The sequence below is a fragment of the Streptomyces actinomycinicus genome, assembly GCF_016741775.1.
Classification (GTDB): domain Bacteria; phylum Actinomycetota; class Actinomycetes; order Streptomycetales; family Streptomycetaceae; genus Streptomyces; species Streptomyces actinomycinicus.
In genome coordinates this window covers 1-17,117 of sequence record NZ_JAERRK010000026.1, presented here as the reverse complement: position 1 = coordinate 17,117, position 17,117 = coordinate 1, and the positions used below count along the sequence as shown (strand labels likewise).

13 protein-coding genes are annotated in these 17,117 nt (G+C 73.1%); 8 read left to right on the top strand and 5 right to left on the bottom strand.

Annotation, left to right across the window (positions count from 1 at the left end):
• Window positions 1-358 precede the first annotated feature (358 nt).
• The 6 genes from JK359_RS33805 to JK359_RS33780 all read left to right on the top strand — a co-directional run bounded on the left by JK359_RS33805 (window position 359) and on the right by JK359_RS33780 (window position 6,447).
• The gene (locus JK359_RS33805) at window positions 359-1,555 is read left to right on the top strand and encodes an acyltransferase family protein (protein ID WP_201843441.1); all 1,197 of its coding nucleotides are present in this window, start codon (window positions 359-361) and stop codon (window positions 1,553-1,555) included.
• Window positions 1,556-2,027: 472 nt separating this feature from the next.
• Complete coding sequence (locus JK359_RS33800; protein ID WP_201843440.1) at window positions 2,028-2,915, top strand: STAS domain-containing protein; 888 nt, start codon at window positions 2,028-2,030, stop codon at window positions 2,913-2,915.
• A complete protein-coding gene (locus JK359_RS33795) occupies window positions 2,912-3,292 on the top strand; it encodes an STAS domain-containing protein (RefSeq protein WP_201843439.1) in 381 nt (126 codons plus the stop codon). Before JK359_RS33800 ends, JK359_RS33795 begins: the two co-directional genes overlap by 4 nt.
• Entirely contained in the window at window positions 3,292-3,738 is a 447-nt protein-coding gene (locus tag JK359_RS33790) for an anti-sigma regulatory factor (RefSeq protein ID WP_201843438.1), read from the top strand. The genes JK359_RS33795 and JK359_RS33790 overlap by 1 nt, the downstream gene beginning before the upstream one ends.
• Window positions 3,735-4,796 carry an ATP-binding SpoIIE family protein phosphatase gene (locus tag JK359_RS33785; protein ID WP_201843437.1) on the top strand — a complete coding sequence of 354 codons (1,062 nt, stop codon included), beginning with the start codon at window positions 3,735-3,737 and terminating at the stop codon, window positions 4,794-4,796. Before JK359_RS33790 ends, JK359_RS33785 begins: the two co-directional genes overlap by 4 nt.
• A complete protein-coding gene (locus JK359_RS33780) occupies window positions 4,780-6,447 on the top strand; it encodes a PP2C family protein-serine/threonine phosphatase (RefSeq protein ID WP_201843436.1) in 1,668 nt (555 codons plus the stop codon). Before JK359_RS33785 ends, JK359_RS33780 begins: the two co-directional genes overlap by 17 nt.
• 328 nt (window positions 6,448-6,775) lie before the next feature.
• Here JK359_RS33780 and JK359_RS33775 read toward each other — a convergent pair whose 3' ends face one another.
• Together JK359_RS33775 and JK359_RS33770 are read right to left on the bottom strand one after the other, a co-directional pair.
• On the bottom strand, window positions 6,776-9,055 hold the full coding sequence (locus JK359_RS33775) for a catalase (RefSeq protein WP_201843435.1): 2,280 nt from the start codon (window positions 9,053-9,055) through the stop codon (window positions 6,776-6,778).
• 446 nt (window positions 9,056-9,501) lie between these two features.
• Window positions 9,502-10,965, bottom strand: a complete 1,464-nt coding sequence (locus JK359_RS33770) for an aminotransferase class I/II-fold pyridoxal phosphate-dependent enzyme (RefSeq protein ID WP_201843434.1) — start codon at window positions 10,963-10,965, stop codon at window positions 9,502-9,504.
• Window positions 10,966-11,094: 129 nt separating this feature from the next.
• Here JK359_RS33770 and JK359_RS33765 point away from each other — a divergent pair, with 129 nt between their 5' ends.
• The gene (locus JK359_RS33765) at window positions 11,095-12,276 is read left to right on the top strand and encodes an amidohydrolase (RefSeq protein WP_372445514.1); all 1,182 of its coding nucleotides are present in this window, start codon (window positions 11,095-11,097) and stop codon (window positions 12,274-12,276) included.
• 69 nt (window positions 12,277-12,345) lie between these two features.
• On the opposite strand, the gene JK359_RS33760 is transcribed toward JK359_RS33765, so the two are convergent.
• Window positions 12,346-12,696 (bottom strand): ANTAR domain-containing protein, encoded by a 351-nt coding sequence (locus tag JK359_RS33760; protein ID WP_201843433.1) that lies wholly within the window; start codon window positions 12,694-12,696, stop codon window positions 12,346-12,348.
• Window positions 12,697-12,827: 131 nt separating this feature from the next.
• Here JK359_RS33760 and JK359_RS33755 point away from each other — a divergent pair, with 131 nt between their 5' ends.
• A complete protein-coding gene (locus JK359_RS33755) occupies window positions 12,828-13,781 on the top strand; it encodes a helix-turn-helix transcriptional regulator (protein ID WP_201843432.1) in 954 nt (317 codons plus the stop codon).
• Between the two features lie 50 nt (window positions 13,782-13,831).
• Here JK359_RS33755 and JK359_RS33750 read toward each other — a convergent pair whose 3' ends face one another.
• Both JK359_RS33750 and JK359_RS33745 read right to left on the bottom strand, forming a co-directional pair.
• A complete protein-coding gene (locus tag JK359_RS33750; protein WP_201843431.1) occupies window positions 13,832-16,060 on the bottom strand; it encodes a discoidin domain-containing protein in 2,229 nt (742 codons plus the stop codon).
• Between the two features lie 243 nt (window positions 16,061-16,303).
• Window positions 16,304-17,117: RICIN domain-containing protein (locus tag JK359_RS33745; protein ID WP_201843430.1), on the bottom strand; the 814-nt coding region annotated here is incomplete at its 5' end.

Sequence of the window (17,117 nt, the reverse complement as noted above, 5' to 3'; positions counted from 1 at the left end):
CGGTCTCGGCCAGGTGGAGCCGGTCTGCTCCGACGGCACCTGACGGGGCCGCGTGTCCGGCCGTCGGAGCGGCGTTCCGGCGCACGGCCCCCGGCCCGGCCGGCGTCAGGCGGGACGGGCGGCCGTAGCCGCGGCCGAAGGGGGACAGAGCGCGCGCCCGTGCGGGGGCGGGGGCCGCCCGTCATCCCGCTGGGCCCCCTCACTCGTCCGGGCGTACCCCGGCCCGCCGTCCGTGGCATACACGGCGGTCCGTCGTTCGGCAGCAGTGTGATGTTTGCCATGCGACGTGATGGACGGGGGGTGGACGGGCAACGTACCCCTTCATGCCCCACGCCACCCCCCTGCGGCAGGTGATTCGATGACCACGGCGACGCCCCGGGCGCTCCGGACGCCGCCCACGAGGACCGGTGCACAGCCCTCCCGGCCCTCCCCACCGGATGCCCTGCCCGCCCTGCCGTCGCTGACCGGGCTGCGCTGGATGGCGGCGCTGCTGGTGTTCGGACTGCACGTGCAGAACTTCGGCTACTTCGGCGGCACCGGTGGCCGGCTGGTGACGTGGGGGTTCGGCGCGGGCGCCACCGGAGTGTCGTTCTTCTTCGTGCTGTCCGGATTCGTGCTGACCTGGTCGGCGCGGCCTCGCGACCGCGCCCTCGCCTTCTGGCGGCGGCGCATCGCGCGGATCTACCCGGTGCACCTGGTCACCCTCGCCGTCGCGTTCGTACTGGCGTGCATGCTGACGCACCAGACCCGGCCGACCCCGAAGCAGGCCCTGGCGAACGCGCTCCTGCTGCACTCCTGGTGGCGGCCGTGGTGGCAGACGCTGAACCCGGTCAGCTGGTCCCTGGCCTGCGAGGCGTTCTTCTACGCCGCCTTCCCGCTGCTCGTCCTGCTGCTCCGCCGGCTCGGCGCACGCGCGACGGCCGCACTGGGCGTGCTGTCACTGACGGCCGTCGCGGCGCTGTCCTGGACCGACGCCCACCACTGGTGGACCGAATCGATCTACTCCTTCCCCGCCGCGCGGCTGCCCGAGTTCGTGCTCGGCGCGGTCACCGCACGGCTGGTGCTGCTCGGCCGCTGGCGCGGGCCCGGACTGGAGGCGTCGCTCGCCCTGGCGATCCTCGGCTACTTCCTCGTCCCGCAGGTCACGCCGGGCTACTCCGCGACCGTGTGCACGATCGCCGGGTTCGCCCTGCTCATCCCCGCGGCCGCGGTCGCCGACCTGCAGGGACTGCCGTCCCTGTGGCGGCGTCGGCGGATGGTGCGGCTCGGGGAGCTGTCCTTCGCCTTCTACATGGTCCACCTGCTGGTGCTGCGCGCGGCCACGAACCTGCTGGGAACGAAGCCGCACTACGGCGTCCTGGAGGGCCTCGGCGCGACCACGGCGGTGTTCGCCGTCTCGCTGGCGCTGTCCTGGGTGCTGTACGAGGGGGTGGAGTGCCCCGCCCGCCAGCTCCTGCTGCGTCGCCGTCGCCGGCCGACGCCCCAGTCCCAGCCGCAGCCGCAGCCGCAGCCGGTACCGGCCTGCCGGGAGGCCCCGGCACCGGCGCGGGACTGACCCGGGCGCCCGGTTCGTCCGGCGGTGAACACCCCCCGGCGGGTACGCGCCGGTCGCACGCGCGAGTGACGTCGGCAACAGCGAGGAGAGTACGGCGGGTTTCGGGGTAGACGGCCCCCCGACACCGGCCCGGCGGCACACACCGGCGGGCCGGAACCGCTCGGACACATCGAAGGAGCCGTGGCGACGTGCGCGGGAAACCGACCGGGACGACCCGGCGGCCGGAAACCGGCCCGCCCCTCGCGCCTGCCTGCCCGAACGGGCCCGAGGTGGCCCGAATACGCGTCTCCGGGACCACCCGGAGCCGGAGTTCACGGCGGCCGGCCGAGCGCCGTTGACGAGGCAGAAGCGGGCGTGGCCGCAGGTTTGGCCGGGCCGCCCACCGCAGCTACGGTGGACGGCCGGCAATGATCGGCTCCGGGAGCCGGCCGACCAGCGGCGGCACCTGGTTGTGCGAGAGGAGAGGATGTAAGTGCCGGAGCAGGACGCAGCCGAGTCGGCGCCGCAGGTGGTGAGTTCGTTCCTGGAGCGGCGCAGGGAGCAGGTCGCCCAGCGCTGGGCCGACGCTCTCTTGTTCCGCTCGGTCTTCACGCTCTCCCGCGACGAGGCGGTCGAGGCGTGCAAGGCCGTGGTGGACGCACTGTCCGAAGTGGCCGTCAGCGGACGGCTGGAGGACATCGACGCACCCGGCTTCGGTACCGTGCGCGAGCAGCTGGGACGCATGGCCGCGACCCGTGCCCGTGCCGGGTCGACCCCCTCCCAGATCGCCGACGAGGTGGCCGGACTCCGCGTCCCCGCCATGGACCTGCTGCGCGACGAGTTCACCGACCCCACCTCCGCACAGGCACAGGAGTCCGTGCTGGCACTCACCGTGCTGCTCGGCACCCTGCGCCTGGTGGTGATGGAGACGGCGCTGGACGCGAACTCCGAGCTGATCGAGCGGCAGCGCCAGCAGCTGCTCGAAGTGGCCACCCCGGTCATCAAGCTGTGGGAGAGCACGGTCGCCGTCCCGCTGATCGGGACGCTGGACAGCGCCCGCAGCCAGGTCGTGATGGAGTCGCTGCTGGAAGCCATCGTCGACCAGCGCGCACGGTACGCCATCCTGGACATCACCGGCGTCCCGACGGTCGACTCGCTCGTCGCCCAGCACCTGATGAAGACGGTGGCCGCAGCGCGGCTGATGGGTGCCGAGTGCATCGTCTCCGGGATCCGGCCCGCCATCGCACAGACGATCGTGCAGCTCGGCATCGACCTGGGTTCGGTGGTGACCCGGGCCTCGCTGGCCGACGCGCTGGCCTACGCGCTGGGCCGGCAGGGCATCGAGATGACCCGCTCGGACACGGGTGCGAGCGCCCGGTGAACCATCCCGTACCGGGTCAGCCCGTCCAGGTGCCGGTGCTCGCTCTCGGCGACGTCCTGCTCGTCTCACTTCAGGGCGAACTGCACGACGGCATGGCCGAGCAGCTGCAGCAGGACATCACCAGCCGCATCTCCACCAGCCGGGTGACCGGCGTGGTGATCGACATCTCAGGGGTGGACATCGTCGACTCGTTCCTCGGCCGGGTGCTCGCGGAGATCGCCTCCACGGCCCGGCTGCTGGCCGCCCGAACGGTCCTGGCCGGCATGCGCCCCGCCGTGGCGATCACCCTGGTCGAGCTGGGGCTCACCCTGCCCGGCCTGATCACCGCGCTGGACGTGGACCGTGCCATGGAAGTGCTGTCCCAGGGAGGGAGCTGATGCACATTTCCGGCCAGGCGTCCGCGACGAGCCTGCCCATCGGCTCGGACGCGGATCTGGCCTGGGTCCGGCAGCACGTGCGGCAGTGCGCGGCACAGCTCGGCTTCGGCCTGGTGCAGCAGACCAAGCTGGTGACGGCGGCGAGCGAGCTGGCCCGCAACACGCTGGTGCACGGCGGTGGCGGGCACGCCGAGATCACGCCACTGGACAACGGCCTTACCCGGGGCCTGCGGATGCGCTTCGCGGACCAGGGCCCCGGCATCCGCGACCTGGAGCTGGCCATGACCGACGGCTACACCAGCGGCGGCGGCCTCGGGCTCGGGCTCAGCGGGGCGAAGCGGCTGGTGCACGAGTTCCGGGTCGACACCGAGCCGGGCCGGGGCACCACCGTCACCGCCGTCGCCTGGGTGGCCCAGGTGCCCGCGTCCCGTAAGGGGCTGCAATGAGCCGGGTCTGGGAGGTCCCGGTGCATGACTCCACCCGGGTCCGGGACGCACGGATCGCAGCCCGGGAGGCGTGCGGGCAGGCGGGCCTCGACGCGCGGCGCACGGCGGCCGCCGAGCTGGTCGCCACCGAGCTGGCCACCAACCTGCTCAAACACGCGGGCGGCGGCCACATGGTGGTGAACCTGGTGGCGCCGCCGGCCGGCGGTCCCGGCACGTCCGTCCAGGTGTTCTCGCTGGACCACGGGCCGGGCATCGCCGATGTCGCCACCGCGCTGCGGGACGGCAGCTCCACCGCCGCCGGCTCGCTGGGCGCGGGGCTGGGAAGCTGTCTGCGGAGCGCGAGCGCCTTCCGTCTGCACAGCGTGCCGGGCCGCGGGACGGTGGCGGCAGCCCGGATAGACCCGGCGTCCGCCCAGCACGCCGACCCCACGGCCGGACCGGGCGCCGGCGGCATCACGGTGTCACTCGGGCAGGCCGAGCACTGCGGGGACGCCTGGGGCTGGGCGCGCTCGGGCGGGCTGCTGACACTGCTGCTCGCCGACGGCCTCGGGCACGGGCCGAAGGCCGCGCACGCGTCCACGGCGGCGGTGACCGAGCTGCGCCGCGCGGCACACCTGCCGCCGGCGGAGATACTGCGCCGGCTGCACACGGCGCTGCGGCCCACCCGGGGTGCCGCGATCACGGTGGCCCAGGTGGACACGGAGCGGGCGGAACTCCGCTTCGCCGGCGTCGGCAATGTCGGCGCCCGGCTGCGCACCGGGAACACCTGGACGTCCCTCGTCTCCCACCCCGGGATCGTCGGGGCGTACTTCCCGGCCCACGTGCCCGAGCGGCGGCTGCCGTGGCGGCCGGACAGTCTGCTCGTCGTGCACAGCGACGGTCTCCCGAGCCGCTGGACCCCGCCGGCGGACGCCGGGCTGCTCGCCCACGACCCGTCGGTGGTGGCCGCGGCGATCCTGCGGGACGCGAGCAGCCCCGCCCGCCCCCTCCGCGACGACACCAGCGTGGCCGTACTGGCCCCCGACCGCCGGACCACCTCCGATGACCGCCACCTCTGACACCTGGACCATCGCCTCCGCCGCCGACGCGGCCCGTGCCCGCGCCGTGCTGGCACGGCTCACGGCGGACGCCGGTGTGCCCGCGCCCCACCGCACCCGCTTCCTGGCCGCGCTCGGCGCACGACTGCGCCGCGGCCTCGGTGCGGGCACGGCGGAACTGACCCTGACCACCGTCGCGGACGGGGAACTGCGGGTCGTCCTGCGCGGCCCCCAGCCCTGGCGGCAGACGCTCGCCTGCCCCTCCCCCCTGACCGGGCCGCTGCCCGGCCCGGACGACGCCCGGCTCGCCGAGGCGCTGCTGGACGCCGACGCGAACGCCGATGCCCTGCGCGCGAGCCTGGACGAGATGGAGGAGCTGGTCCGGTTCCACCGCGAGGAACTGCACCAGACCAACCAGGGCGTGCTGGCCCTGCACGCCGAGCTGGAGGCCGCCGCGCTGGCTCAGCGCGAACTCCTCGACGCCGAGCGGACGGCACGCACGGAGGCGGAGAAGGCCCGCCGGCTGCTGACCTTCCTGGCGAATGCGAGCGCCGTCCTCAACGCCTCCCTCGACCACGAGGGCATCCTGCGCCGGCTGCCCGAGCTGCTGGTCCCGGAGTACGCACGGCACGTCGACCTCTGGCTCGTGGACGACGAGCGGACCCCGCCGGGCGGGCGTGCGGCGGCCACGGTGGCGGCGGCCCGCACCGGCCGCCCCCAGCACGCGGGCCCGTACCCCGGCGAACTCCCGGGCGTGGACGACCTGCCGGCGTCCGCGCTGTTCCCGGACCGGGCGCTGCTGTGCCTGCCGCTCGGCGCCCGGACCGTGCAGGGGGTGCTGACGCTGGCCGCGCCCGGAGACCGCTTCGACCCGGACACCACCGTGATGCTGCTGGAACTGGCCCGGCGGGCGGGCATCGCCCTGGACAACGCCCGCCAGTACGAGCAGCACCGGGACGTCGCCCGGGCCCTGCAGCAGGCCCAGCTCACCGACCTGCCGGCCATCCCGGGCCTCTCCCTGGCCGCGCGTTACCTGCCGGCGACCCACGGTCTGAACATCGGCGGCGACTGGTACGACGCCTTCCCGCAGCCCGACGGCAGTGTGCTCGCGGTGATAGGGGACGTCACGGGGCACGGGCTGCGCGCGGCGGTCATCATGGGGCAGCTGCGCACCGCGCTGCGCGCGTACGCCGTCGAGGGCAACGGCCCGGCACGGATCCTGACCCTGCTGCACCGCATGCTCCACCATCAGCAGCCCGAGCTGTACGCGACCTGTGCGATCGCCCGGTTCACGCCGGGCGAGGCCGGGGTGGTGTGGGCCGCCGCCGGGCATCCGCCCGCCGTCGCGCGCGGTCCGCTGGGCGAGGTACGGGTGCTGGAGGCGAAGCCGGGCATCATGCTGGGGGTTCCGGTGCCGTACGAGTACGAGGAGCACACCCTCGAGCTGCCGCCGGGATCCACCCTGGCCCTCTACACGGACGGCCTGGTGGAGCGGCGTTCCGCCGGTATCGACGCCGGCATCGACCGACTGGCCCGCGCCATGGGGTCGTTGGGGACGGCGGAGGTGGAGGACCTCGACACGGCGGCCGACTCGCTGCTCAAGCCGATGCTGCACGACTCCGAACACGATGACGACATCTGCCTGCTGCTGTGCCGGGCGGACGGACACTGAAGAACCGGTCCACCAGCGTCGGCCTGAACCCTCGGCGCTGAGCAGCCGGTCGGGAACCGTGGGCCCTGAACAGCCGCTCCAGAACCCTCGGCGCTGAGCAGCCGGTCCGGAACCGTCGGCGCTGAACAGCCGCTCCAGAACCCTCGGCGCTGAGCAGCCGGTCCGGAACCGTCGGCGCTGAACAGCCGCTCCAGAACCCTCGGTCCTGAACAGCCGGTAGGAACCGTCTGCCCTGAGCAGCCGGTGCACGCCGGCCGGTCCGGGCCGGCCGGACCGGGACCGCCGTGCGTCGGCCCCCCTGTCGCGGGGGCCGACGGTGGTGGTGGGGTCAGGCGGCGGCGGGGAAGCGTTCCCAGACACGATGCGAACCGAGCAGCTGAGCGAGTTGCTGGAGCACGGCGGTGGCGGCGTCCGCGGCGACCACGCCGGGCGCGTCGAGCGGGATGCCGGCCGCCTCCAGCGCGGCCTCCCCGCCCTTGGCGGCACCGATGGCCTTGCCGTGCCGGTACGCCTCCGACAGCAGCAGCCCCACCCGGGGGTCCGGAGTGGCCTGCTGGATGGTGGGGTGGCCCGCCTTGGCGTCACGGGCGCCGTAGGCGTCGGCGCCCACGCCGGGCGTGCCGGCCACCAGCAGCGCGTCGAACTCCACGGAGCGGGCGGTGGCGTAGGTCCGCTGGACGGTCAGGGCGTCCGGGCCTGCGCCGAGGGTGCCGCCGGCCGGGGCCACGATCAACGGCACCATGCCGCCGTCGAGCACCTCCTGCCGTACGGCCCGGACGCCGTCTAGGTCGCCGTCGGGGCCGGTGACGATGCCGATGATCCGGCCGTCGGTGGGCCAGGTACGGCCGACCTGGGAGAGGGCGGGGCTGGGCTCGACGTCGGCCAGCGGCACCGTGGGTTCCGGGGCGGGCAGACCGAGACCGGCGGCGACGCCCGCGCACAGTTCCGGGTCGATGTTCGCCAGGACCTGCAAGGCGCGTTCCCTGATGGCCTGTTCGTAGCACTTGGCGAGTTCGAAGGAGTAGGCGCCGATGATGTGCTCGCGCTCCACCGGGCTCATGCTGAGCCAGAACCGGCGCGGCTGGCTGAAGTGGTCCTCGAACGTCTCCGGTGCCTCCCGGACCTTCGTCGCCTCCGGCACGCGCACGGGCGCCTCGATGTACGCCCCCGTGTCCGCGCCGGCGGTGAAGGGGCAGCCGCCGTCGAGGGAGTTGGGGCGGTAGGGGGCCACGCCCCGGTGCACGGCCGTCTGGTGGAAGCCGTCGCGCGTCATGTCGTTGACGGGGGCGTGCGGCCGGTTGATCGGGATCTGCGCGAAGTTGGGGCCGGCCAGCCGGGTGATCTGGGTGTCCAGGTAGGAGAAGAGGCGGCCGGCGAGCAGCGGGTCGTCGGTGATGTCGATGCCGGGGACGAGGTGGCCGGGGTGGAAGGCGACCTGCTCGGTCTCGGCGAAGAAGTTGGAGGGGTTGCGGTCGAGGGTGAGCAGCCCGATCGGCTGCACCGGGGCGAGTTCCTCGGGGACGATGTTCGTCGGGTCCAGCAGGTCGATGCCCTCGAAGGTCTGGTCGGGGGTGTCGGGGAAGGTCTGGATGCCGAACTCCCACTCGGGGTAGGCCCCGGCCTCGATCGCGTCGGCCAGGTCCCGGCGGTGGAAGTCCGGGTCCATTCCGTTGATGAGCTGGGCCTCCTCCCACACCAGCGAGTGCACACCCAGCTTGGGCTTCCAGTGGAACTTCACCAGGGTCGTCCCGCCGGCCGCGTCGACCATGCGGAAGGTGTGGACGCCGAAGCCCTCCATCGTGCGGAACGAGCGCGGGATGCCCCGGTCGGACATGTTCCACAGGGTGTGGTGGGTGGCCTCGGTGTGCAGGGTGACGAAGTCCCAGAAGGTGTCGTGGGCACTCTGCGCCTGGGGGATCTCCCGGTCGGGGTGCGGTTTGCCGGCGTGGATGACGTCCGGGAACTTGATCGCGTCCTGGATGAAGAAGACCGGGATGTTGTTGCCGACCAGATCGAAGACGCCCTCGCTGGTGTAGAACTTCGTCGCGAAGCCGCGCGTGTCGCGGACGGTGTCGGCGGAGCCCCGGGAGCCGAGCACGGTGGAGAAGCGCACGAACACGGGTGTCTCGACGTCCTCGGCGAGAAAGGCCGCCTTCGTCACGTCGGCGGCCGTGCCGTAGCTGCGGAAGACGCCGTGCGCTCCGGCGCCGCGGGCGTGGACCACACGCTCGGGGATCCGCTCGTGGTCGAAGTGCGTGATCTTCTCACGCAGGTGGTGGTCCTGCAGGAGCACCGGGCCGCGGGGACCGGCCTTGAGCGAGTGGTCGGTGTCGTACAGCCGGGTGCCCTGGGCGCTGGTCAGGTAGCTGCCGCTCTGCGCCATCCGCGCCTGGTCGGCGCCGGTGGGCTGGCCGGTGGGCGAGACGGTGTCCGGGCCGCTCTGGTCCGGCTTGGGCGGATACGGCTCATGGGGCCGGGTCGGCTCGGCGACCGGCGGCGACTCGGGTCCAGGCTTGCCGGGGATACCGCCCTCGGGGCCCGCGGGCTCACCGTGCAGGGCGTCCGCCACCTTGTCCGCCGCTCGCTTCAGGGGGTTCGTCTCGCTCATCAGTACCTGTTCCTTACGCTGGTCACGGGGGCGGGCCCGGCAAGGGCTGAGGGTGTCCGATGCGCGGCGGCCACGCCGGGGCATGCGGCCGGCGCCATGCGTGTCGCCGGTGGAGAACCGGAGGGAAGGGGGCGTCGGCAGCCCTCGTACCGAGGTCCCCGGGCCGGGGCGTCCGAAACCGGGAGTCACGGGGATTTCCCGGTCGGGGTGAAGTCGGGCCGTCTCCTATCGAGTTGCCGGGAGGGCAGGCCCGCCGGACGCGCCGGTCCGGACCCGGGGACCGCGGCAGGGCCAAGTGGCCGCCGCCGAGGGTGTGTTCGTCGGCAGGGCCGGCTTCTTGACCCAGGGCAGGCAGACACCCGGCCGCCCGCACACGCCACAGTAGGCGCTGACACCGGCCGGCGCAGTTCGGCACGTCCGGTCGTGGTCCGGCGGGGCCTGGCCGGTCAGGGGCGTGCCATGACGCGCAGGGTCTGAAGCGAGGAGTCCGCCGCGTCCGGGACGAGGAAGCCGTGGGCGACACCGCTGCGCAGGTAGTCGACGATCTCCGTGGTGATCACCTCGCCGGGGGCCACGACCGGTACGCCCGGCGGGTACGGGCTGATCATCTCGGCCGCGACCCGGCCTACGGCCCGCTCTGCCGACACCTGTTCGGCGGGGCCGAAGAAGGCGTCGCGGGGCAGCACGGCCTGTTCCGGTTCGAGGGCGCGGGGCTCGGGGAAGTCCACGGCGGGCTGCCGCTCGATGCTGTCCGCCCGTTCCACGAGCGTGCGTACGGACTCCACGAGGAGTTTCTCGGTCTCCTCGTCGTCCGAGTGGGTGATGGAGCCGCTGATCCGGCAGCTGTCCGAGCCGCCCATGTCGATGTGGCAGTGGGTGCGCAGCCACTCGGTCGCCTGCATTCCGCTGATGCCGAGGTCGCGTACGTCGACGACGATCTTCAGGGGGTCGTACTCGGCGGCCAGGCCCTCCTCGATGACCTCCCCGCCCATCACCCGCAGGCCCGGCAGCTCCCGCAGCCGGGCGCGGATGCGCTCGGCGCGGTGCAGGGCCGTGTCCAGGAGACCGTGGCCCTGTTCGGCCATCTGCCGCCGCCAGCCGTCGAGGGCCGCGTAGACCAGGCAGGAGGCGCTGGTGGTGCCGAGCAGGTCCTCACGCTGTTTGAGCACGTCCACCGAGACCCGGTCGTGCTGAAGGTGGAACACCGAACTCTGCTCGATGGCGCCGCCCATCTTGTGGACGCTGGTGACGACCAGGTCGGCGTCCGCGTCCATGCCCCACGCGGGCAGGCCGGGGTGGAAGGGGAGATGCGCCCCCCAGGCCTCGTCCACGATGAGCGGTACGTCGACGGCGTGGCAGACGTCGGCGACGGCCCTGATGTCGGCGCACGTGCCCCAGTCGGTGGGGGTGATCAGCAGCATGCCCTTGGCGTCCGGGTGTTCGCGCAGCCGGTCGCGTACGTCGTCGGCCTCCGGCGGGTGGGCCATGTGCCGTTCGGCGTCGAACTTCGGGTGGACCCAGACCGGCTCGACGCCGTTGATGATGACGGCCGCGACGACCGACTTGTGCGCGTTGCGGGAGATCAGCAGCTTCTCGCCCGGCCCGGCGACCGAGCACATCGCGGTCTTGACCGACAGGGAGGAGCCGCAGGTCGAGAAGAAGGCGTGTTCGGCGCCGACCGCGTCCGCCATCAGCTCCTGAGCCTGCTCCACCACGCCCTGGGACTGCCGGCGGTCGTCCAGGCCGTTGAGGGTGAGCACGTCCGAGCGGAAGACGTCCAGGCCGACCACCTCGGCCACGCGGGGATCGGTGCCGCGCCCCTGTTTGTGCCCGGGCGGACCGTAGACCACGTCCCCGCGTCGCCGGAACTCCTGCAGTGCCTCTAGGACGGGTGCGCGTGAGTGATCCATGGCTGTCCTCCTGAGAGTGGTCGGCGTCGCACCCACCGTGTAGCACCCGCCGGGCGCCCCAAACCCGCGCGGCCGGTGTCAGGAGCCGTCCGGGTGGAACCCGGACCCGGCACGGAACACGCCCGACGCATCCCAGGAGGCCTCGTGCTGCCGTACCGCCGGGTCCAGGAGGAGGTCGCGCGGCGCGCCGACGCGTTGTGGGCCGTGGCGTCGGAACTGCACGCGCACCCCGAGACCGCGTTCGCCGAGCACAGGGCGGCGGCGCTGCTCACGGGCGAGCTGGAGTGCGCGGGTTTCGAGGTACGGCGGGAGGTCGCCGGCCTGCCGACCGCGTTCACGGCCCGCTCCGGACGGGACGGGCCGGTGGTGGCGTTTCCGCTGGAGTACGACGCCCTGCCCGGGCTGGGTCACGCCTGCGGGCACAATCTGATCGCGGCGGCCGGCCTCGGGGCGGCCCTGGTCGTGGACGCCGTGCGGGGCGGGGCCGGCGGCACGGTCCTCGCCGTGGGCACGCCGGCCGAGGAGGGCGGTGGCGGCAAGGCGCTGGAAGTGGCGGCCGGGGTCTTCGACGGCGTGGACGCCGCCCTGATGTTCCATCCGGGGGTGTACGACTGGGCGCGGGCGCCCCTGACCGCGCAGGAGCAGTACCGGGTCGCCTTCCGGGGCCGGGCCGCGCATCCGACGGGCGACCCGACCGAGGGCATCGACGCGCTCGCGGCGCTGATCGAGCTGTTCAACGTCCTGTCGGTGCTCGGCCGGAGGCTGCCGGAGGGCTCGCACGTGCAGGGGATCATCACCCAGGGCGGTACGGCCACGAACATCGTGCCCGAGTACGCCGAGGGCCGTTTCGGACTGCGTGCGCTGACGACGGCCGCCCTGGACGGCCTGGCGGGACGGCTGCGCACCGCGGCGGAGGGCGTGGCGCTGGCGACCGGCACCTCCGTCACCGTGGAGCGGGCGAGCGTGCGTTACGAGCACTTCCGCGACAGCGCGGCGCTGTCCGAGCGGTTCGCCGGTCATCTGGACCGGGCCGGCATCCCGTTGACCCCACCGGTCCCGGGGGTGTACCTGGGCTCTTCCGACATCGGCAACGTCAGTGGCCGGGTGCCTGCCATCCACCCCTTCGTCGCGATCATGGGCGCCGACGGCTCCGACCACACACCGGAGTTCGCCGTGGCCGCGGCATCGGAGCGCGCCCGGCGGGTCCTCCTGGCGGTGGTGGAGGCGCTGGCCTGCACGGCACTGGACGTGCTGGGGGACACGGACCTGCGTGACCGGGCGTGGCAAGGTCTGCGCGCGACGGCGGCGTGAGCAGCACGGGCAGCGTGAGCGTGCGGCGCCGGCGTGAGCGCGGGCGGCGGCGTGAGCGCAGGCGGACGCTCAGGCGGGCCGGTCGCAGTGCACCTCCACCGGGTCGTACCCGTGGTCGCCGTCGGTGCCGGCGCGGGCGTGCTCCATGGCGGCGGGCAGAGCGCGGCGGATCACCTCGGGCAGCCGGCCGCTCGACGGCCATTCCACCAGACAGCGCGCCACTTCCCGCAGTTTGACGTTGGTGTGCTGCGAGACGTGTTTCAGGACGCCCCAGCCCTGCTCCGGGTGCAGCCGGCCCACGGCGGTGACCACACCGATGGCCTGGTCGACCAGGACGTGCGAGACCAGGGCCTGGCGCAGCTGGTCCACCTCCTTCCGGAGCGTTTCCAACTGGTCCTCCTGCTCGTCACGTCCGATCATGGATTCACCTTGCGAGGGCCGTCCGCGCTCGGACAGCCGCTGCGCGAACAACCTGCCGCGACACCATCCAGAAAGCGAAAAGCTGCTGGTCAGAGGCGCATGTACGGGAGTTGCGGGGGCAGCCGGGGAACATGGAATCGCTCACTTTCGACAGCGACGACCTGGACGTCACGGCGGATTTCCTCAGCCGGGCGTACGCCCGCATGAACATCTCCAGCGGTACGCCCGGCTCCAACCACGCCCGGGTCCACCGCGCCGGTGTGGCCTCCATGAGCGTCGACGAACTCGCGCTGGACTTCGAGATGAGCTACTCGGTGACACCGCTCGGCCGGATCTGCCTGTGCCTCATGCACGAGGGAACCGTGCGGGACCACCGCTTCCCGGGCGTCGAGGACGCCTTCGGTCCCGGTGACCTGGTGCAGTTCGCGCCGCCGGACGTGCCGTTCTCGGGGCGGATCAGCGGTGCGCGCTACAACATCACCATGCTGGATCCCGCGCTGCTCGCCCAGGTGGCCACGGGTCCGGACGCATCCCGGCCGGTACGGCTGACCGGCCACCGGCCGCACTCGGCGGCGGCCGCCCGTCACCTCGGCCGTACGATCGCCCATCTGCGGGACACGGTGCTGTCGGATCCCGAGATCGCGGACCAGCCGCTGATCGCTTCGACGGCCGCCCAGCACCTGGCGGCGAGCGTGCTGGCCACCTTCCCGCACACGGCCCGGACCGAGCCCACGGCGACGGACCGCAACGACGCGCACCCGGCGGTGCTGCGCCGCGCGCTGGCCTACATCGACGATCACGCGGACGAGCCCGTCACCGTCGCCGAGATCGCCGGCGCGGCCCATGTGACGACCCGCGCACTGCAGTACGCCTTCCGGCGGCACTTGAGCACGACTCCGCTCGCGCACCTGCGCCGGGTCCGGCTCGCACACGCCCATCTCGACCTGGTTGCGGCCGGCCCCGGTGACGGGAACAGCGTCACGGCGATCGCCGCCCGCTGGGGTTTCCACCACCCGGGCCGTTTCGCCTCCCTGTACCGGGAGGCCTATGGGCGGACGCCGTACGACACCCTGTCCGCCGGCTGACGGGCGTCCTCCGGACGGAGCGGGCTCCCGTCCGGAGGACGCGGGCGGGCTCAGGGGAAGGACGTCACCTTGGACGGGACGGTGCCGGTCCCGGAGGTGGGGGTGCCGGTGCCGTTGACGACGTGGGCGTACTGGCCCTTGCCGCCCAGCGAGATCACCAGCAGGTCGTGCATCCTGATCCCGGATGTCACGGGCACCTGGAAGCCGTGGGCCTGCACGATCGACGGATCGGCCGTGTAGTTGCAGTAGCTGCCCAGTCCCCAGGCCTCGTGCGAGGTGACGGAGTCCGCCACCTTGTAGGCCGCGTAACCGACGATGCCGTCGTGGGTGACGGCGGCGGCGTTCGGGGCGTCGTACGCCTTCTCGTTCTGGAAGAAGATCGTCCGACCGCGCTGGCCGTTCCAGTAGACGTCGTACTTGTTGAAGTGCTCGACGAACAGGCCGGTGGCCAGGACGTCGTCGCCGTTCACGCGGAGGCCTTGGTCGGCGCGGTTGGTCTCCCAGCCGACACCGCCGCCGTGGTCGGCGCGCCAGATCCAGGTGTGGTCGATGATGACGTCGTCGCTGTTCACGACCACGGAGTTGGTGGCGAGTCCGGGTCCGGCGCCGCCGATGCGGACGAACACGTCCTGCATGGTGGTGGGATCGGCGGAGTGGTCGGCCCCGGCGCCGGGGGTGCCGATGCGCAGGAGCGTGTCGGAGTTGACGGGGCCGGCGTCGATCAGGAACCCGGCGAGCCTCACTCCGTCGACGTCGGCGACGTGCATCGCGTCGACGCCGTTGTCCGGGACCAGGGTCGCCAGGCCGAGGCCGAGGACGACGGTGTCGGCGCGGGTGATGTCGATGGTCCGGTCGAGGTGGTAGACGCCCGGTGTGAAGAGGAGGTTGAGGCCCTGGGCGAGGGCGGCGTTGATGGTGGCGGCCGTGGCGCCCGGCTTGACGACGTAGAACCGGTCCAGCGGGAGGGAGTTGCCCGGGCCAGCGGGCCAGGACACGCCCCGGGCGTTGGTGCGCTTCGCCGGGACGAACACCTTGTAGCCGCTGCCGTCCAGGTAGAGGAACGGCTTCTCCCGGGAGACCGGCGTGGTGTCCAGGGTGGTGTACGGGCCGCTGTCGAAGTCGGTCGCCGGGGCGCCCTGGACGCCGGAGAAGGTCATGTTCCACACGCCGTTGGACCAGCCGCCGACGGAGCTGTCGCGGGTGTACCACTGCTGCTGGGAGTACGGGCCGACGGTGCCGTCGATCCTGGAGTCGGCGATATAGCCGCCGGATGCCCAGCCGTATCCGTTCGGGGCGAGGTTGAGGCCGCCCTGGACGTGGATGCGGCGGAAGGGCGCGGCCTGGGCGACCGCCCAGCGGTCGGTGCCGTTCGACGGCTTGATGGCGAGGTTCTCCGCCGAACGCCAGAAGTTCTGGGTGGCGTTGCCATTGAACCAGCCCGCGTCGACCGTGATGTCCCCGTCGATCTGCGTGTCGTCGGGGTTCAGGCCGAGTCCGGAGACCGAGGTGTAGAAGCCGAGTTGTGCGTTGATGCCGTGGTAGGTGCCGGGCTTGAGCAGGAACTGGTAGCGACCGGTGCCGAACTGCGCGGACTCCTGCCGGGCGAAGACGTCGTCGAACTTCCGCTGCAGGTTCGGGGTGGAGGGGTCGACGACGATGACGTTCGGTCCGAGGTCGCCGCCGCCCTGGACGGGCGGCACACCGGTGGAGCCGGTGTGCACGGCGACCTCCCACAGGGAGTACCCGTATCCGGTGCCGCGTGCGGTGCCGCGGATCCGGACGTACCGGCCGGAGCCGCTGACGTCGTACGACGCCGTTCCGCCGGTCGCGCCCGTGACGTTCTCGAGGGTGGTCCAGTTCTGCCCGTCGGCGGAGGCCTGGATCTGGAAGTCCTTGCCGTAGGCGGTCTCCCAGTCGAGGTCCACCTTGCAGACGTCCTGGACGGAGCCAAGGTCGACCCGTACCCACTGCGGGTCGGCGGCCTGGCTGGACCAGCGGGTGCCAGGGTCGCCGTCGAAGGCGGCGGAGGCGGGGGTGCCGGCGTTCTCGGTGGAGGACGCGGTGGCGGGCCTGCCCCGGGCGGCGTCGGCCGTGCCGCAGCCGGGTCCGCTGTCGACGGCCGGGGCGGCGGCGGGGCCGGGATTCTCCTCGGACGACGCGGTGACCGTCTTCCCCTGGGGCAGGGGGATTTCGGCGGCACCGGCCGACGGGTGGGCGGTGGGCAGGGCGGCCAGCGCGGCGGTGGCGGCCAGCGCGACGCCCAGGGATCTCAGTCTCATGCGGCGGCTCCAAGGGGCGGGGAAGGGTCAAGCAGCTGACCCCGAGGCTTAGTTCATGTTTTGATTTAAGTGATGAACCAAGCCGGCCACAAGTCCTTGGACGTCAGGTCCTTCAACTGCGGGACGGGAGCGGAGGCCATGGGGCGGCCGGGGCGGCCCGGCCACGCGGCGGCGGAAGCCGGACGGCCGGGGCCGGCCCGGGCGCGCGGCGGCGGGAGTGCCGGTGCGGGCCCGGGCCGCCGGTCAGGCCCTGGCGGGGACGAGGGACAGGGTTTGCTCGGCCGCGGTGCGCCCGCCGCCCACGGAACCGCCGCCGGTGTGCGTCCAGGTGCGCAACGGGGTGGTCTCGGCGAGCCGGCCCGCGGTCGAGGAGAGGCCGAGTACGAGACCGCTGTAGCGGTTGACCAGGCGGTAGCCGCCGGTGGCGGTGGAGCCGGGGATCACGAACCACTGCTGCCCGACGGACGGTCCGCCGGGCCGGGCCGGGGTGACCGTGGGCCGGGCGCCCCAGGCTCGGGCGGCCGTCTTCGTGGAGTCGACGCCGAGCAGCCGGCCGGTCGCCGCGTTGGTGACGGTGAAGGCGCCGTCACCCGTCGGCCGGAAGTACCAGGACTCCCGCGCGGCGCCGGTGGGCCGCGCCCGCGACGTGGTGCCGGAACCGGCGGCGGCCTGCGCGAGGATCCGGCCGGTACCGGCGGCGATGCGGTAGCGGCGGCCGGTGTCCATGGGCGGGGCGGCGGGCGCGTCGGAGTCGACGGTCAGGTCGACGTACTCGCCGGAGGCGTCACGGGAGCAGCCGAAGGAGCAGTAGGCCCGGAAGGACTTGCCGAGGACGGCGGAGCCGGTACGGCCGGCACTGTCCAGGAACCAGCGGTACCAGGAGGCGGTGGTGTAGTCGCCGGTGTCGCCGATGAGTTCCCACTTCTGCGTGGCCAGGTCGTCGGTGGCGTACAGGTACTGCGGTGCGCCGCCGCTCTGGTCGACGGCCTGCGGTGTGCCGATGTAGCGGCCGAGATAGGCGTCGTAGGCGATGTTCATGACGAACAGGGGTGAGGTC